We start from the raw sequence: 22,872 nt of genomic DNA on the forward strand, positions 1-22,872 counted from the left end.
AGACCGGCTTCGACGGCTTGGACGGCGGCGGCGGGGTGGGCGGGTCCGGTGCGGCGGGCTCCGGCGGCTCGGGCCCCGGCCTGTCTTCGCTCATGACTACCCCCGTGTGTCACGTAACGGCGAGTATCGCCGATGGCGGCCGTTTCCGCAGCCGTTTGCCTCAGCGCGGGTCGTCGATGTTGAAGTAGGTGGGGCGACAGAGATCGCGGGCCAGGCGGAACAGGCGGGTGGCGCGTCGGGAGCGGGAGTTGAGCGCGTCGCGCACCAGGTCGGTGTGGACCTCCTTGGCGATGGCCACGCGGCGGCTGGCGACGCGCAGGTCCGCCAGGACCTCGTCGTCGGACGGCAGCGGCAGGTCGCGCAGGATGCGGGTCAGGTCGTTCTCGGCGGCCTCGCGCTGGTCGGGCGGGGAATCCAGGGCGGCGCGGGCGCCGACGCGGATCGCCTCGGCATGACGTCCCAGCCGCACCGACGCCTCGGCGGCCAGCAGGAGGGCGACCTCGGCGCGCAGGTTGAGTTTGTCCACAAGGGCGGCCGCGGCGTGGCGGGCGCGGGAGTGCAGACGCTCCACTCGCGACGCCGTCCAGGTGAGATAGGTGGCCGCCAACGCCACCGCGCCCACGATCCCGGCCAGCCACCACACAGCAGCGGATCATACGGCGCCCGGGGCGTCACGCGGGCAACGGCACTCCGGTCGGCCTCCCGCACGCCTCGATGGCCGCGACGTACACCTCGCGCACCCGCTCGGCGACCTCGGGCCAGTCGTTGGCGGCCACCAGCGCGGCGGCCCTCGCGGCGTACTGCTTGCGCCGCAAGGGATCGGACAGCAGCGCGTCGATCGACGCGGCCAGCGCCGCGCCGTCGCCGGGTGCCACCAGCTCCCCCGCCCGCCCCTCGTGGAGGACGCGGCGGAACGCGTCCAGGTCGCTGGCCACCACCGGGGTGCGCGCGGCCATCGCCTCGGTGAGGATCATGCCGAAGGACTCACCGCCCAGGTTGGGGGCGGCGTAGACGTCGACGCTGCGCAGCATGCGGGCCTTGGTGGCGTCGTCGGCCATGCCGAGGAACACGACGCGTTCGCGCACGGCCGCGTCGAGGCCGTCGGTGGCGCGCGCGGGGTCGCCGGGGCCCAGCACCAGCAGGCGCAGCCCGGGGTGGGCCGCGGCGAGGATCGCGAAGGCGTCGCGCAGCACCGCGAAGCCCTTGCGGGGCTCCTCGAAGCGCCCGATGAAGCCGATCGCCCCGCCGGGGCCGGGCCAGCCGTCCAGGGGTTGCGCGTCGGCGAAGTGGTTGACCATGACGCCGTTGGGTATCTCGGTGGCGCCGCCGCCCAGGTGCTCCACCTGCACCCGTCTGGCCAATGAGGACACGGCGATCCGAGCGGTGACCTTCTCCAGCACCAGCTGCGCGATGCCGCGCCCGGCGGCCAGGGCGCGGGAGCGGGGGATCGCCGTATGGAACGTGGCGACCACGGGCCCGCGGGCCAGCAGGCAGGCCAGCAGCGACAGGCTGGGGCTGAGCGGTTCGTGGACGTGCAGCACGTCGAAGTCCCCGCCGCGCAGCCAGCGCCTGGTGCGGGCCGCGGCCACGGGGCCGAAGGTGAGCCGGGCGACGGAACCGTTGTAGCGCACCGGGATCGACCGCCCGGCGGGCGTGACGTACGCGGGCAGGTCGTCGCCGCGTTCGGCGGGCGCCAGCACCTCGACCCGGTGCCCGGCGCCGCGCAGCGTCGCGGCCAGGTCGCGGATGTGGCCCTGGACGCCGCCGGGTACCGCGAAGGAGTAGGGGCTGACGATCCCGATCCGCATGGGCGTCGGGTCGGTCAGTCGAGATCGTCCAGCCATAGTGGTTGGAGCATATGCCAATCCGCGGGCTGCACGGCGATTCCGGCGGCGAAGGCGTCGGCGACCAGCTGGGTCCCGGCCGCCACCCGCGCCGCCAGGCGCCCGGTGTCGGGGATCGGCACCGGGCCCTCGATCTTGCCGTAGCAGTGCGTGGGGCTGTCGTAGCGCAGCACCACCGTGTACAGCGGCGCGTGGGTGCGGATCGACAGCAGCACGGGGCCAGCGGGCATTCGGGTCTTCGCGCCGAAGAACTCCACCTCGATGCCCTGGCTGGTGAGGTCGCGGTCGGCGACCAGCGGGACGATGTGTCCGGCCGACAGGCGCTCGGCCAGCACGGCCGCGGCGGGGCGTTCCCCGCCGGAGTGGGGCAGGATCTCCATGCCCAGCCCGCGCCGGAACTTCAGGAACTTCTCGTACACCGCCTCGGGTTTGAGGCGCTGCGCCACCGTGGTCAACGGCCAGCCGTTGGCGCACACCCACGCGCCCGCCAGGTCCCAGTTGCCGGAGTGCGGTATCGCCAGCACCACGCCGGTACCCTCCCTGCGGTGCTGGTCGAACACCTCCCAGCCCTCCAGCTCGAAGCGCTCCAGGACGTCGGCGCGGCTGTAGGACGGCAGGCGGAACGCCTCCATCCAATAGCGCAGGTAGGAGCGCATGGCGTCGCGGGTGAGGGCGTCGAGCCCGGCGTCGTCGACCGAGGTTCCGACGACGCGGCGCAGGTTGGCGCGCAGCCGGCGCACCTGGGGGCCGTCGCCGCGAAAGGTGCGGTCGGCGGCGTAGCGGAACAGGCGGGTGGCCAGCGATTCGGGCATCGCCCGGCTCAGGCCCCATCCGGCGCCGTAGACCCACTCGATCGCCCGGTCCCTCAACGCCGGTCCCCGTTCAGTTGGGAACGCACGTACCACACGCGCTGCCACACGGTGAACACCGTCAAGGCGGCGAGGATCCACAGGGTCACGGCCAGCGCGTACGGCACCCCGCACACCTGGGCCAGGGTGCCCACCCCGATGATGACCAGGCGCTCGGCGCGCTCGGCGATGCCGACGTCGCAGCGGGCCCCCAGCGCCTCGGCGCGCGACTTCACATAGGACACCAGCTGCGCGGCCACCAGGCAGATCAGGCAGGCGGCCGCGGAGGCGTGCTGTCCGCTGATGGCCAGCCAATACGCCAGGGACGCGAAGATGGCCCCGTCCGCGACCCTGTCCATCGTGGAGTCGAGGAGGGCGCCGAAGTGGCCGTCGCTCTTCTTGACGCGCGCCATGGCGCCGTCCAGCAGGTCGGTGAAGACCGAAACGGTGACGACGATCAGGCCCGCCAGCAGCGCCCCCCGGGTCACCAACAGCACCGCCCCGGCGACGGCGGCGGCGGTGCCCACCAGGGTCACCGCGTTGGCCGACACGCCGGCGCGCACCAGGGCGGACCCCAGGGGGTGCAGCGCCTTGTTGACGGCGGCGCGTCCGGACACACTGAGAAACTTCGTCATCTCATCCATCGTCCGGGTGAGTTGACAATGGATGCTGGTCGGAAGAGACCGCACCCGGCATCGGACCTTCCGCGCGCACCACGATATAGGGCGGGTACGGGGCGACGTCGTCACCGTGCCGGGCGTGAAAAAATTCTCGTCAGACCTTGTGATCATTCTGCCAAAGGTGTGTGATCAAGGACATAGCGTTCCACCGACTCATAACAGCGGAGGTCACGATGTCCCAAAAGAACCGTGAGAAGGGAGTCGCCGGCCCCTCGCCGGTGGTAGCCGCGCCCGGCAAGGTCCGCAATGTTGCGCTTGTCGGGCATGCCGGGGTCGGGAAAACCACGTTGGTGGAGGCGCTACTGGCAGCCACCGGGACGATCGAGCGACCCGGTGACATCGCCGAGGGAACCACGGTGTGCGACCACGATCCCGCCGCCGTGGCGCAGCAGCGCTCGGTCGGGGTGTCGTGCGCGCCGCTGACGCACGGCGACATCAAGATCAACCTGCTGGATACGCCGGGGTATGCCGACTTCACCGGCGAATTGCGGGCCGGTCTTCGCGCCGCTGACGCGGCGCTTTTCGTTGTCTCGGCCGTGAACGGGCTGGACGCCTCCACCCAGCAGCTGTGGGAGGAGTGCGCGGCGGTGGGTATGCCGCGCGCGGTGGCGATCACGCGGCTCGACCATCCGCAGGCGGACTTCGACGAGACCCTGGCGCTGTGCCAGCGGGTCTTCGGCGACGGGGTCGCGCCGATCTACCTGCCGCTGCACGACGACGGCGGCGAGCACGTCACCGGCCTGATCGGGCTCATCACGCAGCGCGTCTTCGACTACACCGACGGGCACCCGCCGCGGGTCGGCGACCCGGCGGACGAACACGTCAGCGCCATCGAGGAGTCCCGGGGCGCGCTCATCGAGGCCGTCATCGCCGAAAGCGAGGACGAGACGCTGATGGACCGCTATCTGGCCGGCGAGGCGATCGACACCGAGACGCTGATCGGCGACCTGGAGACCGCGGTGGCCCGCGCCTCCTTCCACCCGGTGGTGCCGGTCAACGCCACCACGCAGGTGGGCCTGGACGCGGTGCTGGAGCTGATCACCGGCGGCTTCCCGTCCCCGACCGAGCACACGCTGCCGACGGTCACCACAGTGGATGGCGAGCCGACGGACGCGCTGGAGTGCGACCCGAACGGCCCGCTGGCCGCCGAGGTCGTCAAGACCACGGTGGACTCCTATGTGGGCCGGGTTTCGCTGGTGCGGGTGTTCTCCGGGACCCTGACGACCGACACGTCCGTCCACATCTCCGGGCACGGGCTCACCGAGCGCGGCCACCCCGACCACGACTCCGACGAGCGCGTCACGCACCTGTACTCGCCGCTGGGCGCCAGCCTCCGCGAGATCAGCGAGTGCGCGGCCGGCGACATCTGCGCCATCACCAAGTCGGGAAGCGCCGAGACCGGCGACACCATCTCCTCGCGCAACCGGCCGTTGTTGTTGGAGCCGTGGGAGATGCCGGAGCCGCTGCTGCCCATCGCCGTCACCGCGCCCACCCGGGCAGACGAGGACGCCATGGCCAAGAACCTGGCGCGCCTGGTGGCCGCCGACCCGACGCTGCGGCTGGAGCGCAACGCCGAGACCCACCAGATCGTCCTGTGGTGCATGGGCGAATCGCACGCCGAGGTGGTGCTGGACCGGCTGCGCGCCGGAGGCACCCATGTGGACACCGAGCCGGTGCGCACCGCGATGCGGGAGACGTTCGTGTCCTCGGCCGACGGCCTGGGCCGTCACGTCAAGCAGTCGGGGGGCCATGGCCAGTACGGGATCTGCCACATCACGGTGGACCCGCTGCCGCAGGGCTCGGGCTTCGAGTTCGTCGACAAGATCGTCGGCGGGGCGATCCCCCACCAGTTCATCCAGAGCGTCGAGAAGGGCGTTCGGTCCCAAATGGAGCGGGGGCTGGTGTCGGGCTATCCGGTGATCGACATTCGGGTCACCCTGTACGACGGCAAGACCCACTCGGTGGACTCCTCCGACGCGGCGTTCCAGTCCGCGGGGTCGCTGGCGCTGCGCGAAGCGGCCGAATCCGGCGGCCTGACGCTGTTGGAGCCGATCGACGACGTGTCGATCACGGTGGCCGACGGCTACGTCGGCGCGGTGATGAGCGACCTGTCGTCGCGGCGCGGCCGGGTGCTGGGCACCGAGACCGATGACCGGGACCGCGCGGTGGTGCGCGCCGAGATCCCGGCCACCGAACTGGTGCGGTACGCCATCGAGCTGCGCGCCATGACCGCCGGATCGGGCAGCTTCACGCGCACGTTCGCGCGGTTCGAGTCCATGCCCAAACACCTGGTGGAGCAGGCCCGCAAGGAAGCCGCGGCGAACAGGTAGCGGGCGTCTGCCTACAGGTCGGTGACGCGCTCGTCGGCGATCCCGTCGCCATCGGAGTCGATGCGGACCTCGTCGATGACGCCGTCACCGTCCTTATCGATGCCGTGAATGTTGGCCTTGCCGTCCCCCGTGGTGTCCACAAGGTACGTCGTCGATCCGTCGGCGTTCTGCTCGACCTGGACGGTGTCGGGGCGGCCGTCGCCGTCGACGTCCATTTCGAAGGTCTTCTTCTCCGTCATCGAACCGTGCCTTTCGCGATTGGGGTGCAACGGGTTCAAGCGGCGACAATACGGCAAAGCCCCGCGCGGCTCAACCGCCGCGGCGCCTACGCCGCGGCGAGGCCGTTCCAGGTGTCGGCCAGCAGTTGCCGGGTGTCGCCCAGCAGCTGCGGCAGCACCCGGGTGCGCCCGATGATGGGCATGAAGTTGCTGTCGCCGCCCCAGCGCGGCACCACGTGCTGGTGCAGGTGCCCGGCGATCCCGGCCCCGGCCACCGCGCCCTGATTCATGCCGATGTTGAAGCCGTGGGCGCCGCTGGCCGCCCGGATCACCCGCATGGCGCGCCGCGTGAACGCCGCGATCTCGGCGACCTCTGCGTCGTCCACATCGGTGTAATCGGCGACGTGGCGGTAGGGGCAGACCATGAGGTGCCCGGGGCTGTAGGGATACAGGTTCAGGACGCAGAACACCAGCCCGCCGCGCGCCACGATCAGCCCGTCGGCGTCGTCGCGCTTGGGCATCTCGCAGAAGGGGCAGCCCTTCGGGTCGGAGGCGGGTCCGATGGGTTTGTTCTCGCCCTTGATGTACGCCATGCGGTGCGGGGTCCACAGCCGTTCCAGGCCGTCGGGCCCCGCGCCGTCCATCCGCTCGGGTTCGCTCACCCGGAGATCTTATTGCCGTGGCCGTGCCGGTAGAACTCGAGGTTCTCCGCGGGCAGCGGCGTGTTGCCGATGATCGCGTCGGCGGCCTTTTCGGCCAGCATCATGACGGGCGCGTAGATGTTGCCGTTGGTGATGTACGGCATCGCCGAGGCGTCGACCACCCGCAGGCCCCGCAGCCCGTGCACCCGAAGGGTTTCGGGATCGCACACGGCGTCGTCGCCGACGCCCATCTTGGCGGTGCACGACGGGTGCAGGGCGGTCTCGGCGTCGCGGGCCACCCAGTCGAGGATCTGCTCGTCGGTCTCCACCTCCGGCCCCGGCGACAGCTCGCCGCCGTCGAACTCGGCGAAGGCGGGCCGGCCGAGGATGTCGCGGGTGCGGCGCACCGCCTCGATCCACTCGCGACGGTCCTGCTCGGTGGACAGGTAGTTGAACAGGATGCCGGGCTTGGCCGCCGGGTCGGTGGAGTTGATCGTCACGCTGCCGCGCGCGTCGGAGTACATCGGACCGACGTGCACCTGGTAGCCGTGGCCGGTGGCCGGGGACGAGCCGTCGTAGCGGATCGCCAGCGGCAGGAAGTGATACATCAGGTTGGGGTACGCGACGTCCTCGTTGGACCGAATGAAGCCGCCGGCCTCGAAGTGGTTGCTGGCGCCCGGTCCCGAGCGCGCGAACAGCCATTGCGCGCCGATGAGGGGCCGCCGCCACATCGCCAGGTTCGGCGCCAGCGACACCGGCTGGGTGCAGCCGTGCTGGATGTAGACCTCCAGGTGGTCCTGCAGGTTGGCGCCGACGCCGGGCAGGTGATGCACCGGCTTGACGCCCACCGCCTCCAGGTCGGCGGCGTTGCCCACCCCGGACAGCTGCAGCAGCTGCGGGGTGTTGATGGCGCCGCCCGACAGGATGAACTCCCCGCCGCGCACGGTGCGGGTCCTGCCGCGGTGCGTCACGTCCAGGCCCACGGCGCGATCGCCGTCGAACAGCACCTTGTCGACCCGGGCGCCGGTGATCACCTTGAGGTTGGGGCGGTCCATCACCGGGTGCAGGTAGGCGCGCGCCGCCGACAGCCGACGTCCACGGTAGACATTGCGGTCGAAGGCGGCGAAGCCCTCCTGCCGGTAGGCGTTCACGTCCTCGGTCAGGGGGTACCCGGCCTGCTGGACGGCGTCGAAGAACGCGTCGAACAGCGGACCGGAGGCGGGGCCGCGCTCCAGCTTCAGCGGGCCCTTGTTGCCGCGGAACGGGTTGTCGGGGTCGGCGAGGCAGGTCTCCATGCGCTTGAAGTACGGCAGGCAGTGCGCGTAGTCCCAGCGCTCCATGCCCTCGTCGGCGCCCCAGCGCTCGTAGTCCAGCGGGTTGCCGCGCTGGAAGATCATCCCGTTGATGCTGCTGGAGCCGCCCAGCACCTTGCCGCGCGCGTGATAGACCTTGCGGCCGTTCATGTGCGGCTCGGGCACCGACTCGTATCGCCAGTCGTAGAACCGCGATCCGATCGGGAACGGCAGCGCGGCGGGCATGTGAACGAACACATCCCATAGTGGATCGTTGCGGCCGGCCTCCAGAACCAGGACCCGCGTCGAGGGGTCGGCGCTGAGCCGGTTGGCCAGCGCGCATCCCGCCGAGCCACCGCCGACGATGACGAAGTCGAACGCCATGTGAATCGCTCCTTTGCTCCCGTTGTTGTCGAACTCCCCCACATTGTGGTGCCCCGTCACCGAGATGACGGGGCACCACGACCGATACCGGCTAGGGCATCCAGGCCTTCCACTTGGACTCGTTGGCGTCCAGCCACTTCTTGGCGGCGTCCTCGGGGTCCATGTGCTTTTGCGAGATGTTGTACGAGACCTCGTTTTGGTCCTCGTTGGTCCACTTGAAGTTCTTGATCAACTTGTAAGCGTCCCCGCCGTTCTTGGCGAAGTCGCTGGACACGACCTTGTCGAGGTTCATCTCGGGGTAGTCGCACTTGACCTTGTCCTTGGCCGTCGGGCAGGCCTTGGTGTCGTCGGAGTACTTGGGCAGCTTCACCCGGGTCAGGTCCATCTTGGAGAACAGCCAGTGCGGGTCCCAGAAGTAGAACAGGACCGGCTTCTTCTCCTTCTCGGACGTCTCGGCCTGCTCGACGAGGGCGTTCTCGCTGCCGCCCACCACGACCTTGTAGTCGAGGTGGAGGTTCTTGATCAGCGCCTTTTCGTTGCTGACATAGGACTCGTCGCCGAACAGCAACTGTCCCTTGTCGCCGGACTCCGAGGTCTTGAGGTCCTTGGCGTACTTGTTGAGGTTCTTCCAGTTGTCGATGCCGGGGTACTTCTTGACCATCCAGGTCGGGATGTACCAGCCGATCTTGCCGACGTTTCCGGTGTCACCGGCTACCTTGGCGACCTTCTTGTCGTCGATGTACTTCTTCTTGAGGTCGTCGTGGCCCCAGTTCTCGATGACGACGTCGACGGACTTGTCCTCGAAGCCCTGCCAGGCGACCTCCTCCTTGAGGTTCTTCTCGTTGACCTTGTAGTCGAGCTTGTTCTCCAGCAGGTACTTCAGCACCGCCTCATCGGCCTCGTAGCCGGTCCAGGCGTTGATCGCGAAGTCGACCGTCTTGCTGTCGCCGGCTCCGGCGCCGGACTTCGCTCCGGCGCAGGCGGAGGTGGTCAACATGACCCCCACGCCCAGCATGGCTATCAGCTTCGTGCGCATTCTCATGTGCTTGTCGCTTCCTTTCGATGCAGACCGGCACCTTGGGTGATCCGGTCGAGGGTGATTCCGAGTAGGACGATGGCGATGCCGGCGGCGACGCCCATGCCGAAGTTCTCGGGTTTGACGAATCCCGAGACGACGCCGTAGCCGAGGCCCTGCGCGCCGACCAGGCCGCCGACGACGACCATGGCCAGCACCATGACGATGCCCTGGTTGGCCGCCAGCATCAGTGAGCGCCGCGCCATGGGCATCTGGACCTTCCACAGCAGTTGGCGCCGGGTCGATCCCGCCGATCGGGCGGCCTCGACGACCGTGGGCGACACGCCCCGGATGCCGTCGGACACCAGGCGCACCACCGGCGGCGCGGCGTACACGATGGACGCGATGATCGCGGTGAACCGCGAGGGACCGAACAGCGCCAGCGCGGGAAGAAGATACACAAAGGACGGCATGGTCTGGGCGATGTCGAGTATCGGGCGCAGCACGGCCTCGAAGGTGTTGGAGCGTCCGGCGCCGATGCCCAGCGCGATGCCGACGACCATGGTGAGGATCGCGCCGATCAGCACGGTCACCAGGGTCTGCATGCCCAGCTGCCACAGGCCGAGCGCGGCCACGCCGCACATGCACACCAGGGTGGTGAGCGCGGCGCGCCAGCTGGCCAGCTGCCAGGCCAGGCCCACCAGCAGGGCCACCACCAGCCACCAGGGCACGCTGGTCAGGGTGTCCTGCAGGGGATTGAGCATGCCGTAGCTGACGGCGTTCTTCAGGGCGTTGGTCACGGGGAACCAGACGTCCTTGATCCAGTCGACGATGTCGTTGACGGGCTGCACCAGCGACACCTGCCAGGACTCGGCGAACTCGTCGGAGCGCGGCAGGGTCGCGGCGTAGGCCGCGCCCGCGGCGGTCAACACCAGCGCCCCGATCCACAGCGGCGCGCGGCGCGACGCCGGCACGTGTTTGTCGGTGCGCTTGGCGCGCCCGCGGGTGAAGCGGTCCATCAGCATCGCCACGATCACCACGGCGATGCCGGCCTGGAAGGCGGTGCCGACGTCGCTGTTGGACAGTCCCAGCACGATGTTCTTGCCGAGGCCGTCGGCGTTGATCAGCGCCGTGATGACCACCATGGACAGCGCCATCATGATCGTCTGGTTGACCGCCAGCGCCAGGGTGCGCCTGGCCAGCGGCAGCCGGACCTTCAACAGGTTCTGCCAGCGGGTGGCGCCCAGCGACTCCGAGGCCTCAACGGCGGTGGTCGGCACCTGGCGGATCGCCAGCGCCGCGATGCGCACCGCGACCGGGATCGCGTAGATCATCGTGGTGATGGTCGACGACGGGTTGCCGATGGAGAACACCAGCGCCATCGGCGCCAGGTAGGTGAAGGCGGGCATGATCTGCATGACGTCCAGCACCGGGGTGATGGCGGAGCGCACCCGCTCGCTGCGCCCGGCCCAGATGCCGAGCGGCAGGCCGATCACCAGCGACAGCAGGACCGCCGCGACGGTCAGCGCGACGGTGTCCATGCTCTCGGTCCACAGGTCGAGCACGCCCAGCAGGACGAAGCCGACCAGGCCCGTGACGGCCAGGCGCCAGCCGCCCAGCACCCAGCCGAAGCCGAACGCCGCGGCCAGCACGCCGGGCCAGCCCAGCGCCTCCAGCACCGACTGCAGGCCCTGCATCAGGTAACCGACGTCGTTGGAGATGTAGTTCAGGAAGAACACGAACAGCGGGTTGGAGTTGCGGTTGGTGTCGATCCAGTCCCGGATGTGGGCGAAGAACACCCACGACGCCGAGTTGCCGTGCTGCGGCAGCGTGGACATCTGGAACGCGACGAAACCGGCGACGCACACCACCACGGCGGCGGCCACCGCGAACGCCCAGCGCGGCGGGCGGCGGCGTTCGGACGGGTTGGCCGTCGCGGCGTCGGGTACGGCGGCGGTCGCTGTGCCGCTCACCGCTTGTCCCCCACCATCACCGACAGCACGTCGTTGTGGTTGACCACGCCGATGAGTTGTCCGTTGTCGACGACCCGCAGGGGCTTGTCGGCCGACAGGATGGCGGGCACCGCGTCCTTGATGATGGTGGAGGCGTCGAGTTCGGGACCGTCCGAGGTGGAGGCGTCGTCGTCGGGGCGGGCGATCGAGCGCAGCGACAACACGTCGGTCTTGGGGATGTCGGCGACGAAGTCGGCCACGTAGTCGTCGGCGGGCGCGCCCACCAGCTCCTCGGGCGTTCCCAATTGGACGATCTCGCCGGCGCGCATGATCGCGATCCGGTCGCCGAGCTTCAGCGCCTCCGACAGGTCGTGGGTGATGAAGACCATGGTCTTGCCCACCTCGCGGTGCAGCCGGATCACCTCGTCCTGCATGTCGCGCCGGATCAGCGGGTCCAGGGCCGAAAACGGCTCGTCGAACAGCATGATCTCGGGCTCCACGGCCAGGGCGCGGGCCAGGCCGACCCGCTGCTGCATGCCGCCCGAAAGCTGGTCCGGATATGACTGGTCGTAGCCGGACAGGCCCACCAGCTCGACCATCTCGGCGGCGCGCTCGCGGCGCTTGGCCGCGCCGATGCCCTGGATCTCCAGGCCGTAGGCGATGTTGTCGACCACGCGGCGGTGCGGCAGGAGCCCGAAGTGCTGAAACACCATGGACACCCGGTGGCGGCGCAGCTGTCGCAGCGCGGACTGGCTCATGCCGCGCACGCTCTCGCCGTCGATGCTCACCTCGCCGTCGGTGGGTTCGATGAGCCGGGTGAGGCAACGCACCAGTGTGGACTTTCCGGAACCGGAGAGGCCCATCACCACGAACATCTCGCCGGCGGCGACCTCGAAGCTGACATCGCGCACCGCCGCCACGCAGCCGGTGCGGCGCTTCAGCTCCGCCTGATCCAGCTGCGCGGTGTCGGTGCCGATGATCTTCGATGCCTTGGGGCCGAAGATCTTCCACAGGTTTCGGATTTCGATGGTGGCGGGTGAGGGATCGGCCACGGTTCCTCCAGGGGTGAGTGACGACCGGGTGCGGTGTCGCGGCGTCAGGGGCCGTGAGAACCGAACCACCCGGACGGTCGCGGGTCGATGTTGCGGTAAACGTGCTTGGCCTCGCGGTATTCGTTCAAACCGGACGGTCCCAGTTCGCGCCCGACACCGGAGTGCCCGAAGCCGCCCCATTCCGCCTGCGGCAGGTAGGGGTGGAAGTCGTTGATCCACACGGTGCCGTGCCGCAGCCGGGCGGCGAGCCGCTCGCCGAGGCCCGCGTCCCGGGTCCATACCCCGCCGGCCAGGCCGTACTCGGTGTCGTTGGCCAGCTCCACGGCCTCGTCCACCGTGGAGAACCGCTCGACGGTGAGGATCGGGCCGAAGGTCTCCTCGCGCACCACGGTCATGTCGCGGCGGCAGTCGGCGAAGATCGTCGGCAGGTAGTAGTAGCCGTCGGCCAGGGCGGGGTCGTCGGGGCGGGCGCCGCCGGTCAGCAGCCGAGCGCCCTCGTCCAGGGCCGTGGCGACGTAGCGCTCGATCTTGTCGCGCTGAGCCGACGACACCAGGGGGCCGACCTCGCTGGCGGCGTCGAGGCCGGGGCCGACCCGGATGGCGCGGGCCCGCTCGACCAACGCGTCCAGGAAGTCGTCGTGGATCTCGTCGGCCAGGATGAGGCGGGACCCCGCCGAGCACACCTGTCCGGAGTGGACGAAAGCGGCGTTGAGGGCGCCGTCCACGGCGGCATCGACGTCGGCGTCGGCGCACACCACGTTGGGGTTCTTGCCGCCGAGCTCCAGGGCGACCTTCTTGACGGTCGCGGCGGCCGCGGCCATGATGCCGCGCCCGGTGGCCAGGCCGCCGGTGAAGGACACCAGGTGGACCCGCGGCGAGGCGACCATCGCGGCGCCCACGGATGAGCCCGCGCCCAGCACCAGGTTGGCCACGCCCGCGGGCACCCCGGCCTCGGCCAGCAGCTCGAACAGGACGACGGTGGTCAGCGGCGTCAGCTCGCTGGGCTTCGCGACCAGGGTGTTGCCCGCCGCCAGCGCGGGCGCGATCTTCCACGCCATCTGCAGCAGCGGGTAGTTCCACGGCGCGATCAGCGCGCACACGCCCACGGGCTCGTAGACGACCTTGCTGAGCGCGCCCGGGTCGCCGGTGTCGACGATCCGCCCGGGGTCCTTGTCGGCCAGGTCGGCGTAGTAGCGGAACACGGCGGTGACGTCGTCGACGTCGATGGCGCCCTCGCGCAGCGTCTTGCCGGTGTCCTGGCTCTCCAGGCGGGCGATGCGGGCCTTGTCGCGTTGCAGCAGCTCGGCGACCCTGTCGAGGACGGCGCCGCGTCGGGCGGCGGTGGTGTCGCGCCAGGGCCCGGCGAAGGCGTCGGCGGCGGCGTCCACGGCGCGCGCCACGTCGGTGTCGTCAGCCTCGGCCACGGACACGATCACGCTGCCGTCGCTCGGGTCGATGACGTCCCGGGTGCGGCCGGTGGACGCTGGAGTCCAGGTGCCGTTGATGAAAAGCTGACTCACGATTCCTACGGACGGTAGACGACAGGGGCAGCGGCCGGGCGCGAATGCGCGCCGAGGGGCAGGCCGCGGTGGTGCATAGTGATCAATCGTAATAGACCTTGGCAGTCACAACGGGGACGGGCGTCCGATTGTCGACAATATGGTCGTCGTACACTGCGGCTTTTTCCCAGCTCGCGACCGTGCGTGACCGTCCACAAGCGCGAAAAAGGCGGGTTTCCCGCTCGAGCCGGGCTCGAGCGGGAAACCCGCCTGAATCGTCTTAGGCGGCCGACGGCCCGGTGTTGACGCGGGACTCCACGACCTCGGCCACGTGCGCGACGGCCTCGTCGAGCCCGACGCCGTTGCGCTGCGAGCCGTCCCGGTACCGGAAGGACACGGTCCCCGCCTCCTGGTCGGTGTCGCCCGCCAGCACCATGAACGGGACCTTCTGGAGCTGGGCGTTGCGGACCTTCTTCTGCATGCGGTCGTCGGAGGTGTCGACCTCGGCGCGGATGCCCCGGCCGCGCAGCCTCGCGACGAAGTCCTCCAGGTAGGTGACGTTCTCGTCGCGGATCGGGATGCCGACCGCCTGCACCGGCGCCAGCCACGCGGGGAAGGCCCCGGCGTAGTGCTCGGTGAGGACGCCCATGAACCGCTCGATGGAACCGAAAAGGGCGCGGTGGATCATGACCGGCTGCTTGCGGGTCCCGTCGGCGGCCGAATACTCCAGGCCGAAGCGCGCGGGCTGGTTGAAGTCCATCTGGATGGTCGACATCTGCCAGGTGCGGCCGATGGCGTCCCTGGCCTGAACCGAGATCTTCGGGCCGTAGAACGCGGCGCCGCCCGGGTCGGGAACCAGCTCCAGCCCCGAATCCTCGGCGACCCGGCGCAGCACCTCGGTGGCCTGCTTCCAGTCCTCGTCGGAGCCGATGAACTTGTCGGAATCGCCGCGAGTGGACAGTTCGAGATAGAAGTTGTCCAAGCCATAGTCCCGCAACAGTTCCAGGACGAACATCAGCAGACTCTTGAGCTCTTCGTCGCGCTGTTCCTCGGTGCAGTAGATGTGCGCGTCGTCCATGGTCAGGCCGCGCACCCGGGTCAGGCCGTGCACCACGCCCGACTTCTCGTAGCGATAGACCGCGCCGAACTCCGACAGCCGCAGCGGCAGTTCCCGATAGGAACGGCCCCGGGACTTGAAGATCAGGTTGTGCATCGGGCAGTTCATGCTCTTGAGGTAATAGTCGGCGCCCTCGAGATGGATCGGCGGAAACATGGAGTCCGCGTAGTACGGCAGGTGCCCCGAGGTCAGGAACAGGTTCTCCTTGGTGATGTGCGGGGTGTTGACCAGCTCGTACCCGGCGTCCTTCTGCCGCTGCCGCAGGTACGACTCCATCTCCTGGCGGATGATGCCGCCCTTGGGATGGAACACCGGCAGCCCCGAACCCAGCTCGTCGGGGAAGCTGAACAGGTCCAGCTGAGCGCCGAGCTTGCGGTGGTCGCGCTTGGCGGCCTCCTCCAGCAGGCGCAGGTGGTCCTTCTGGGCGTCCCTGGTGGGCCACGCGGTGCCGTACACCCGCTGCAGCTGCGGGTTCTTCTCCGAACCCATCCAGTACGCCGCGGCCGAGCGCATCAGCTTGAACGCGGGGATGTGCCTGGTGGTCGGCAGGTGCGGGCCGCGACACAGGTCGCCCCACACGCGCTCGCCGCTCTTGGCGTCCACGTTGTCGTAGATGGTCAGCTCGCCGCCGCCGACCTCCATCACCTCGTCGGCATCCACATCGGAATCGCCCTTGATGTCGACCAGCAGCAGCTTGAACGGCTCGTCCCGCAGCTCGGCCCTGGCCTCGTCCCGCGACGCGAACACCCGCCGCGAGAACCGCTGTCCCGACTTGATGATCTCCTGCATCCGCTTCTCGAGCTTCTTCAGGTCGTCGGGGTGGAACGGCTCCTCCACGTCGAAGTCGTAGTAGAAGCCGTCGCGGATGGGCGGTCCGATGCCGAGCTTGGCGTCGGCGAACAGATCCTGCACCGCCTGCGCCAACACGTGCGCGCACGAGTGTCGCAGCACGTTCAGCCCGTCGGGCGAATCGATCGCGACCGGCTCCACCTCGACCTGGTGAGCGGGCGCCCACGACAGGTCCCGCAGGTTGCCCTCGGCGTCACGCACCACGACGATCGCCCGGGGCCCGGTGGTCGGCAACCCCGCCTCGGCTACCGCATCCGCGCACGTAGTCCCGGCCGCAACGACGACGGGGTCGATCACGGGGGACTGGTACGGTGCGGACACGATGGCTCTCCTTTGTGAGCAGTGGATTATCGGCCGGTGTCTTCGGCGGCCGCGTGACCATCGTAGTCGTACCGTTTCGACCGGCTCCAGTCGATATTGCTCTCAGAAGATCTCGATGGCGCCCGGCGCCACGGGCCATCCGAACGCGGCGCCGGCGGCCATCACCGCGCCGGTGGTGTGTTCGATGACCTTTCCCGTGGGGACGAACTCGCCCGCCGAGCGGGCGCCCAGGTAGATGGCGGCGAGCTCGGCGACGGGGACGGTGACATCGGCGGGGGCCGTTGTGGGTTCGCAGCGGGCCTTGTCGGGGCCGCCGGTGAGGCGGAAGCGACCGTTGTTGGCGTCGATCAGGTCGTCGCGGACGTCGAGCACCAGGTCGACCGGGGCGGCGTAGCGGCGGAGCTCCAGCGCGCGGGGGACGTCGGTGACCCGCAGCCAGACGGTGTCGACGCGGCGAGTGGACAGCGCGCGGGTGTTGGAGACCAGCTGGAGGAGCGGGTCGTCGACGGTGGCGTGGCGGTAGGACAGCTTGCGGCACGGGTCCATGGACAGCAGCAGCCTCCACAGTGCCCGGTTGGCCGCGGGCTCGGGCGCCACCATCTCGATGACCTCGACCTCGCCGTTGGCGCCGACGTCGTCGAAGCCCATCCTGGTGCGCCAGATCGCGTAGCCGTCGAGGGCGCCGTCGGGGTCGGCGTGGACGAAGACGCGCAGGGCGGACGCGCCGTGGCGCTGCGCGGCGGGGTCCTCGAGTTCGGAGTCCCAGTGCATGGGCAGGCGGCCCGACACGCCGGGCCGGATCCGTTGGTAGCGCTGGAGGATCGGGGTGAGCAGCGGCGCGGCCGTGGCGGCGTCGATCTCGCGGACGGTGCCCGGTTCGGTGCCGGGCAGCACGCCCAGGCGCGGGAGCTCGGCGGCGACGGGCATCGCGTAGGCGGCCGCGGCGTAGCCGTAGCGCCCGTAGATGCCGGTGTCGGACGCCCACAGGGCCGCGAGCGCCTCGGGGACCTCGCGCAGTTGCCGCCGCATCAGCGCCGACAGCACGCCGCGGCGGCGGAAGTCCTGGCCGACCCCCACGCCGGTGACGTGGGCGACCGGGGCGACGGCGCCCGGCAGCGACATGTCGCGGGTGACCGCCTTGGCGGAACCGATCACCCGGCCGTCGGCCTCGGCGACCAGGGCGCGATCGGGCTCGAAGCGGCGGCGATTGAGCTCGCTGCCGACGAAGTCGAACAGCATCGCGCCGGTGAAGACCCTGGCGGTCGATTCCCACTCGTCGGGCGTGCAGGTTCGGATGGTGAATTCTGGCTGCGTCACGCGCACGATCCTCACACGCGTTGGTGTGCCCGGTCCAGAGAGATTCGCACAGTGAGTCGCGAATAACCAGGTCGACAGTGTCGGGGCCGATCGGTAGTTTTCCGACATGACTGTAGAGCGATCCGAACCGTCCATCACCGCGAACGAACGCGAGATGCTCGAAGGCTGGCTGGAGTACCACCGCGCCACGCTGCTGTTGAAGTGCGAGGGCGTGGCGCCCGAGCGGCTGTCCGAGCGCGCCGTCGGCCCCTCCAACCTGTCGCTGCTGGGCCTCGTGCGGCACATGGTCGAGGTCGAGCGGCACTGGTTCCTGGGCGTGATGCGCGGGCCGTGGCTCGACACCGGCGTCTACTGGACCGACGACGACCCCGACGGGGATTTCGACAATGTGGACGGCGCCGACACCGACGACGCCTTCGCCCAGTTCGACAAGGCCTGCCAGGACGCCCGCGCGGTCGCCGCCGATTACGACGACCTGGACGCCCTGTCGGTTCCCACGCCGAAGGGCAAGCAGTTCAACCTGCGCTGGATCTACACCCACATGATCGAGGAATACGCGCGCCACAATGGACACGCCGACCTGCTCCGCGAGTCCATCGACGGCACCACGGGCGACTAACGGCGACAGCGCGGGGAGCACCAGATCCACCACCGCCGCGGCGAAATCGTCCGTCGGGGTTTCCTGTCGCAGCACCACACGGGTCCACACCGCGCCGCGCGCGCGAAGATCTCCCGCTCCCGGCGCTGCCGATCGGCGAAGAACTCACGGGTCAGTGCCGCCAGTGCCGGGCGGTCCGCCGCGGCGGCGAACACGGCCGTGGCCAGCGACCGGGTTGACTCGTCGGTGAGCAACTGACGGATCCTGTCCACCAACGCGCACAGATCCCCCGCAGGCGCGAGTGGATCAGCGCGTCGGCCATCAGGGCGTCCTTATGAGCCGACTTCCCGTCGTCCTGCCGCACGGCCTGCGCGTCACCGGACGCGTGTGGGATCCCCAGGCGCGCGCCCTGGCCGCCGAACGTCCGGTGTCAGCCCCCGACCTCCCCGGCCACGGCACCCGCGCCGACCGGCCCTTCACCGCCGACGCGGTGGCCGACGTCGTCGCCGCCGAGATCGACTCCCTGAGCGGGCGGGCGCTGCTCGCCGGGATCTCGATGGGCGGCTACGCGAGCATCATCGCCGCCGCCCGATACCCCGAGCGCATCGCCGGACTGGTCCCGATCGGCTGCACCATGCTGCCCGCCGCCACCCGCACCCTCCCCTATCGAGCGTTGTCCCGACTGGGCGGACACGGCGGCGAGGGCGTACAGCGCTGGCTGTTTCGCCGCATGCTCGGCGAGGACGGCGCCAGGGCCATCATCTCGGGCGGCCTGTACACCACGGCGATCCCCGATGTGCTGCGCGTCCTGTCCCGCTTCGATCCGCTCGGCGCGCTCTCGTCCTATCCGGGGCGCGTACACCTGGTCAACGGCAGCCGCGATCACCTACGCGTCAACGAACGGCGGTTCCTGGCCGCCTGCCGCCGCGGCGCTTGACCAATCGATGGTCACGGGGCGGACGCCGCCATGGCCCGGGCCTGGTTGACCTGGTTGGTCACCATCGCCCCGGAGTTGGCCGGCATCTGGACCGAGTGGAACAACCCCTCGCCCGTCACGGACACCGAGACGAAGCCGGTGTACTTGGTTTCCTTCATCAACAAGAAGAGCAGACCCAGTAGACAGAACCAGACAAAGATGATCGTCAATATGATCGCGACCGTGGGAATCCCCGAGGTCGACTGGGTGGAGTCCGTCACCGTCCACGTGGTTCCCCTCAGGGGAAACCTCCCTTGCGGGACGATCACCTCGGACTGTGTGACGGCAATGTCGCCAATGGTCAGAACCACAGGCATCGCGGGCACCCCGGCATCGTAGGGCTGCTGGGGGTAAGCCGGCTGCGTAGCACCGTAGCCCGGCATTTGTGCGCCGTAACCGGGCTGCTGCGCACCGTAGCCCGGCTGCTGCGCGCCGTAACCGGGTTGTTGTGCGCCGTAGCCCGGCTGCTGTGAACCTTCGGGGTATCCGCCGCCGCCGGTCACCGGGTCGATGTTGTAGTTCGCCATGCGTTGAGGTTAGACGAATGTCACCAGGCCCGGCCAGCCTCACCCATACCTTTGGACAGTGCGGGCGCCTCAGCCCCGGCGCTTCCAGAACTCCTCGCCGGAGTCGTCCTCCCCTGTCTGATTTGTCGGTGTCGCGCCGCCCGATTCGAGGAGTTCCCGCAGCAGGGCGATGGTGTCGCGCCACAAGGTGTCCAGGGCCGCGCCGGTGGGCGGCGTGGGGCCGTCGCAGGAGCGGAAGGCCGGCAGCAGGTCCCGCAGGCGGGCCACGGCCGCGTCCCCGAACGCGGGGCCGGCCGCCAGCGCCTCGATGACCACCGACAGGCGGGTGGCCAGGTCGGACAGCGCGGCGCGGCGCTCGCGCGCCACGACGGCCGGGGCCTTGATCTGCATGGTGTGGACGTCGGGGTCGAGCAGCTGGAGCTCGGCGCGCAGCATGTCGCGCAGCTCGTCGTCCCCCATGGACGGTGGGCCGTCGTGTCGGCCGAAGACGGCGGGGGGACGGCCGTACATCGCCCGGGGCGGCGCGGACTTACCGGGCGTCATGGCGACGCGGGCGGTGGGTGCCCCCCCGAACGCCGGGGCCGACATCAGGGACATCGGCGCGCCGGCGGGCTGGCCCGCGGGTCCGCCCGGGGCGGGCGGTTCCCAGCCCTGGGGCATCTCGACGGGCTGGGTGATGCGGCGGGGCTCGCCGCCCTCGTTGACGACCCGGGCGTCGACCGCGATGAAGGCGGTGAACCGGGACAGCACGCGGTAGCGCAGTGAGGTGTCAACAATGGACTTCTCCAGCTCGGCCAGCTCGCCGCCGGAGGCCGCCGCGTAGCGGTCCTCGAGGTCGCGCAGGTGGGCGCGGGCCCAGGACGAGCGCACCGCGGTGTTGTCGGTGGCGATCGGCGCGGGCTCGACGCTCCATGGTGATCCGTCGGCGTCGGTGCCCGCCAGGGTGAAGGAGGGTCGGCCGGTCGCGCCCGAGTAGCGGCCGGAGACCACCAGCGGGGCCCCGGAGAACAGGTCGGGCATCCGTTGCGGCGCAAGGGTTTCGGGTTCGACGCTGGCGCCGTTCGCCGTCAGGGCGAGGTCGGTGACCACCGGGGCGACGATGCGGCGGTGGATGTGGGCGGTGGCCTCGTCGAGCCGGTCCTCGGACTCCACCAGCTCGCAGCGCCCCCGCCCGGTCAAGGCGAGCCGGTGCAGGAACCCGGCGTTGATCGCCTGGTCGATGCCGACCACGTGGACCCGGATGCCGCCGAGGCGGGGGGCCAGGGCGGCGAGGATCTGGTCCTCGTTACCCACCTGCCCGTCGGTGACCAGCACGATCACCCGGTCGCGGGTGCCCTCGGGCCTGGCCAGCAGGTCGACGGCGGCGGTCAGCGGCGTCAGGATGTCGGTGCCGCCCCTGGAGTCGGTGCGGGCCAGGTGTTCCACGGCCCGGTAGCGGTGGCGGTCGGTGGCGGCGGCCAGGCCCTCGCCCATGCCGTCGGGCGCGGTGATCTCGGTGTCGAAGCAGCGCACCGCGAAGCGGTCGGCGCCCGACAGCGAGTCGACGATGCGGCTGGCGGCGCGTCGGGCCGCCACCATCTTCCAGCCACGCATGCTGCCCGAGCGGTCCAGCAGCACCACGACGTCGCGGTCGCGGCGACCGCCGGTGGACCTTGGCGGCAGCGCGGTGAGCTGGAAGACGCCGGAGGTGGCGTCGGCGGCGTCGGGAGTGGTCACCAGGGACGGGGCCACGGAGTCGGTGTCGCCGTATGCGAAGCGCAGGATGAAGTCGCGGTTGACCCGCTCGCCGGCGCGGATGCGGACCCGGTGGGCTCCGCCGGGCCCGTCGTCGGTGGCCACGGCGTGCAGGCTGGACCGCACCGCGTCCAGGGCGAGACCGGCCGGGTCGATGTCGACCACGATGGACAGATCGATCGGGTTGGGGAACCCGGGCAGCAGCACCGGCGGGGTGATCCGGGAGGCGTCGGGGACCGCGTCGGTGTCGGGCGCGTGGCCTTCGCCGACGGGCTTCCTCCCCAATGCCTCGCCGGGGATATATCTTGGTGCCACCACCAGGGGAAGGCGCAGGGTGGCCTCGTCGTCCTCATAGGCCAGCGGGCCGACCAGGGTCAGGCTGACCACGGCCTCCTCCCCCGCCGCGATGTTGCCGACCCGCATGGTGAAGACGTCGGGGCGCTCGGCCTCGGCGATGGCGGCGCGTTTGCCCTGCCGGATGGCGGAGGCGTACTCCCTGCGCGCCTGGCCGCGCTCCCGCAGCTCGGCCACGACGGTCCGCCCGGCGACGGTCATCGTCATGTCGGAGACCGCGGCCCGGTCGGGCAGCGGAAAGATGTAGGTGGCCTCGATGGGTTCGGCGTGTGGATTGTGGAATGTCTGGGTGACGACCGTGCGGGCCGTCAGGCCGGTGACCTGGGTGTGGAGGTCGAGGGCGCGCAGCGGCAGGTTGCCGCGTTCGGTGCACAGCGCCCCGATGCCGTCGTCGGACGCGGTGGTGGGGGTGTCGGGAAGGTCGGTGACGCGCAGGTTCATGTTGACGCTCCTTGGTTGCTCAGACCGCGTGCTTCCAGGGCGCGCAGCAATGGCTGGGCCGCGGCCTCCACGGCCTCGACGTCGGCTTCGGTGGGTGCGTGCGGCGACTCGATCAGGACCGTGACCCCGCCGGGCAGCCGAATTCCGTAGGACAATGTGGACGAGACCGGCCGCTCGAGGCGCACCGCCGGGGTCTTCCAGAAGTTCGTGTCGACCTCGGCGGCGGCCGTCGGCGACGCCGCGCCGTCCATGATCGCGTCGGGGACACCGGCGACTTCGGACAGCTTGGCGTCCGAGGCCCCCGCCAGTTCGGCCTGGATCTCGGCCAGCGCCTTGCCCGCGGCCTGGCGGCGTTTCACCGCCACCACCTGGCGCAGGTGCCTCGGCCCGTACAGGGCGGTGCGCCCCCGAAACGCCGCGGGCTTGTCGAGCAGCCCGATGGTGGCGTACCAGCGGATCGACCGGACGTCGGGCACGCCGCGGACCCGGTTGTCGCCGGGACCGTCGTAGCCGACCGCCAACGCGGCGGCCACCCGCCGCGCCAGTTCCGCGATCGGCCACTGTGCCTGTGTGCCGTCCATGCCCCGAATATAACACTGTCATATGACAGTGTCGAATCCGCGGACCGTCACATGCAGGAACCGTGGGTCGGCTCGGCGTCGTCCTCGTCGATCCCGGCGATGCCCCCGAGCACCAGGTAGAAGTCGTCGCGCTGCTCGTCGGTGAAGCCCGACAGCGCCGCGCCGTCCACCTTCTCGCGCGCCTCCGCCATCTTCGAGCGCACCGCGGCGCCGGCCTCGGTGAGTTCGGGAATCCGGGCCCGGCGGTCGCCCGGATCCAGGGTGCGCACCACGAAACCCCCGCGCTCCAGGCGATCCAGCAG

General features: G+C 70.2%; 21 protein-coding genes. 3 read left to right on the forward strand and 18 right to left on the reverse strand.

Annotated features, from left to right (window positions below):
- Positions 1-160: 160 nt before the first annotated feature.
- Genes VE172_RS03420 through pgsA form a run of 4 tightly spaced genes read right to left on the reverse strand, consistent with a single transcriptional unit; the run spans position 161 to position 3,327 of the window.
- Positions 161-643: an NUDIX hydrolase gene (locus tag VE172_RS03420; RefSeq protein ID WP_324797191.1), complete on the reverse strand. Its 483-nt coding sequence runs from the start codon at positions 641-643 to the stop codon at positions 161-163.
- Between the two features lie 28 nt (positions 644-671).
- Positions 672-1,808, reverse strand: a complete 1,137-nt coding sequence (locus tag VE172_RS03425; protein WP_324797194.1) for a glycosyltransferase family 4 protein — start codon at positions 1,806-1,808, stop codon at positions 672-674.
- Between the two features lie 14 nt (positions 1,809-1,822).
- A complete protein-coding gene (locus VE172_RS03430) occupies positions 1,823-2,713 on the reverse strand; it encodes a phosphatidylinositol mannoside acyltransferase (RefSeq protein ID WP_324797198.1) in 891 nt (296 codons plus the stop codon).
- Entirely contained in the window at positions 2,710-3,327 is a 618-nt protein-coding gene (gene pgsA, locus VE172_RS03435) for a phosphatidylinositol phosphate synthase (protein ID WP_324797201.1), read from the reverse strand. Before pgsA ends, VE172_RS03430 begins: the two co-directional genes overlap by 4 nt.
- A 218-nt stretch (positions 3,328-3,545) precedes the next feature.
- Between pgsA and VE172_RS03440 the strand changes: the two genes are divergently transcribed.
- On the forward strand, positions 3,546-5,702 hold the full coding sequence (locus tag VE172_RS03440; protein WP_324797203.1) for an elongation factor G-like protein EF-G2: 2,157 nt from the start codon (positions 3,546-3,548) through the stop codon (positions 5,700-5,702).
- A gap of 11 nt (positions 5,703-5,713) precedes the next feature.
- Here VE172_RS03440 and VE172_RS03445 read toward each other — a convergent pair whose 3' ends face one another.
- The 9 genes from VE172_RS03445 to VE172_RS03485 form a co-directional block, all read right to left on the reverse strand.
- The gene (locus VE172_RS03445; RefSeq protein WP_324797206.1) at positions 5,714-5,941 is read right to left on the reverse strand and encodes a hypothetical protein; all 228 of its coding nucleotides are present in this window, start codon (positions 5,939-5,941) and stop codon (positions 5,714-5,716) included.
- A gap of 86 nt (positions 5,942-6,027) precedes the next feature.
- Entirely contained in the window at positions 6,028-6,564 is a 537-nt protein-coding gene (locus tag VE172_RS03450; RefSeq protein ID WP_349258239.1) for an HIT family protein, read from the reverse strand.
- Between the two features lie 14 nt (positions 6,565-6,578).
- Positions 6,579-8,237: a choline dehydrogenase gene (gene betA, locus VE172_RS03455; protein WP_324797210.1), complete on the reverse strand. Its 1,659-nt coding sequence runs from the start codon at positions 8,235-8,237 to the stop codon at positions 6,579-6,581.
- Positions 8,238-8,328: 91 nt separating this feature from the next.
- Positions 8,329-9,273, reverse strand: coding sequence for an ABC transporter substrate-binding protein (locus VE172_RS03460; protein WP_414715057.1), 945 nt, complete (start codon positions 9,271-9,273; stop codon positions 8,329-8,331).
- A gap of 2 nt (positions 9,274-9,275) precedes the next feature.
- Positions 9,276-11,225 carry an ABC transporter permease gene (locus VE172_RS03465; RefSeq protein ID WP_324797217.1) on the reverse strand — a complete coding sequence of 650 codons (1,950 nt, stop codon included), beginning with the start codon at positions 11,223-11,225 and terminating at the stop codon, positions 9,276-9,278.
- Positions 11,222-12,256, reverse strand: a complete 1,035-nt coding sequence (locus tag VE172_RS03470; RefSeq protein WP_324797218.1) for a quaternary amine ABC transporter ATP-binding protein — start codon at positions 12,254-12,256, stop codon at positions 11,222-11,224. Before VE172_RS03470 ends, VE172_RS03465 begins: the two co-directional genes overlap by 4 nt.
- Positions 12,257-12,300: 44 nt before the next feature.
- Positions 12,301-13,776, reverse strand: a complete 1,476-nt coding sequence (locus tag VE172_RS03475; RefSeq protein WP_324797220.1) for an aldehyde dehydrogenase family protein — start codon at positions 13,774-13,776, stop codon at positions 12,301-12,303.
- Positions 13,777-14,035: 259 nt separating this feature from the next.
- On the reverse strand, positions 14,036-16,042 hold the full coding sequence (gene thrS / locus VE172_RS03480; protein WP_324797222.1) for a threonine--tRNA ligase: 2,007 nt from the start codon (positions 16,040-16,042) through the stop codon (positions 14,036-14,038).
- 102 nt (positions 16,043-16,144) lie between these two features.
- Positions 16,145-17,359 (reverse strand): GNAT family N-acetyltransferase, encoded by a 1,215-nt coding sequence (locus VE172_RS03485; protein WP_324797224.1) that lies wholly within the window; start codon positions 17,357-17,359, stop codon positions 16,145-16,147.
- 106 nt (positions 17,360-17,465) lie between these two features.
- Between VE172_RS03485 and VE172_RS03490 the strand changes: the two genes are divergently transcribed.
- On the forward strand, positions 17,466-17,978 hold the full coding sequence (locus VE172_RS03490) for a DinB family protein (protein WP_324797228.1): 513 nt from the start codon (positions 17,466-17,468) through the stop codon (positions 17,976-17,978).
- Here the strand turns inward: VE172_RS03490 and VE172_RS03495 are convergent.
- Positions 17,975-18,229 carry a hypothetical protein gene (locus tag VE172_RS03495; RefSeq protein WP_324797231.1) on the reverse strand — a complete coding sequence of 85 codons (255 nt, stop codon included), beginning with the start codon at positions 18,227-18,229 and terminating at the stop codon, positions 17,975-17,977. The two genes, VE172_RS03490 and VE172_RS03495, sit on opposite strands and share 4 nt — an antisense overlap.
- A 62-nt stretch (positions 18,230-18,291) precedes the next feature.
- On the opposite strand from VE172_RS03495, the gene VE172_RS03500 reads away from it, so the two are divergent.
- The gene (locus VE172_RS03500) at positions 18,292-18,894 is read left to right on the forward strand and encodes an alpha/beta fold hydrolase (protein ID WP_324797234.1); all 603 of its coding nucleotides are present in this window, start codon (positions 18,292-18,294) and stop codon (positions 18,892-18,894) included.
- Positions 18,895-18,905: 11 nt separating this feature from the next.
- Here the strand turns inward: VE172_RS03500 and VE172_RS03505 are convergent, their stop codons facing one another.
- From VE172_RS03505 to VE172_RS03520, 4 genes are all read right to left on the reverse strand, one after another.
- Entirely contained in the window at positions 18,906-19,460 is a 555-nt protein-coding gene (locus tag VE172_RS03505; protein ID WP_324797236.1) for a hypothetical protein, read from the reverse strand.
- A gap of 69 nt (positions 19,461-19,529) precedes the next feature.
- Positions 19,530-21,989, reverse strand: a complete 2,460-nt coding sequence (locus VE172_RS03510) for a VIT domain-containing protein (protein WP_324797238.1) — start codon at positions 21,987-21,989, stop codon at positions 19,530-19,532.
- Entirely contained in the window at positions 21,986-22,570 is a 585-nt protein-coding gene (locus VE172_RS03515) for a MerR family transcriptional regulator (protein ID WP_324797240.1), read from the reverse strand. Before VE172_RS03515 ends, VE172_RS03510 begins: the two co-directional genes overlap by 4 nt.
- Before the next feature lie 47 nt (positions 22,571-22,617).
- Positions 22,618-22,872: MarR family winged helix-turn-helix transcriptional regulator (locus VE172_RS03520; protein ID WP_414715056.1), on the reverse strand; the 255-nt coding region annotated here is incomplete at its 5' end.

Source organism: Stackebrandtia sp., from assembly GCF_035643755.1.
Classification (GTDB): Bacteria; Actinomycetota; Actinomycetes; order Mycobacteriales; family Micromonosporaceae; genus Stackebrandtia.

Coding starts and splice junctions, on each gene's coding strand:
- VE172_RS03425 (WP_324797194.1), bottom strand. CDS start 1,808: ATGCGGATCGGGATCGTCAGCCCCTACTCCTTCGCGGTACCCGGCGGC.
- pgsA (WP_324797201.1), bottom strand. CDS start 3,327: ATGACGAAGTTTCTCAGTGTGTCCGGACGCGCCGCCGTCAACAAGGCG.
- VE172_RS03440 (WP_324797203.1), top strand. CDS start 3,546: ATGTCCCAAAAGAACCGTGAGAAGGGAGTCGCCGGCCCCTCGCCGGTG.
- VE172_RS03445 (WP_324797206.1), bottom strand. CDS start 5,941: ATGACGGAGAAGAAGACCTTCGAAATGGACGTCGACGGCGACGGCCGC.
- VE172_RS03450 (WP_349258239.1), bottom strand. CDS start 6,564: ATGGACGGCGCGGGGCCCGACGGCCTGGAACGGCTGTGGACCCCGCAC.
- betA (WP_324797210.1), bottom strand. CDS start 8,237: ATGGCGTTCGACTTCGTCATCGTCGGCGGTGGCTCGGCGGGATGCGCG.
- VE172_RS03460 (WP_414715057.1), bottom strand. CDS start 9,273: ATGCGCACGAAGCTGATAGCCATGCTGGGCGTGGGGGTCATGTTGACC.
- VE172_RS03490 (WP_324797228.1), top strand. CDS start 17,466: ATGACTGTAGAGCGATCCGAACCGTCCATCACCGCGAACGAACGCGAG.
- VE172_RS03500 (WP_324797234.1), top strand. CDS start 18,292: ATGAGCCGACTTCCCGTCGTCCTGCCGCACGGCCTGCGCGTCACCGGA.
- VE172_RS03505 (WP_324797236.1), bottom strand. CDS start 19,460: ATGGCGAACTACAACATCGACCCGGTGACCGGCGGCGGCGGATACCCC.
- VE172_RS03510 (WP_324797238.1), bottom strand. CDS start 21,989: ATGAACCTGCGCGTCACCGACCTTCCCGACACCCCCACCACCGCGTCC.
- VE172_RS03515 (WP_324797240.1), bottom strand. CDS start 22,570: ATGGACGGCACACAGGCACAGTGGCCGATCGCGGAACTGGCGCGGCGG.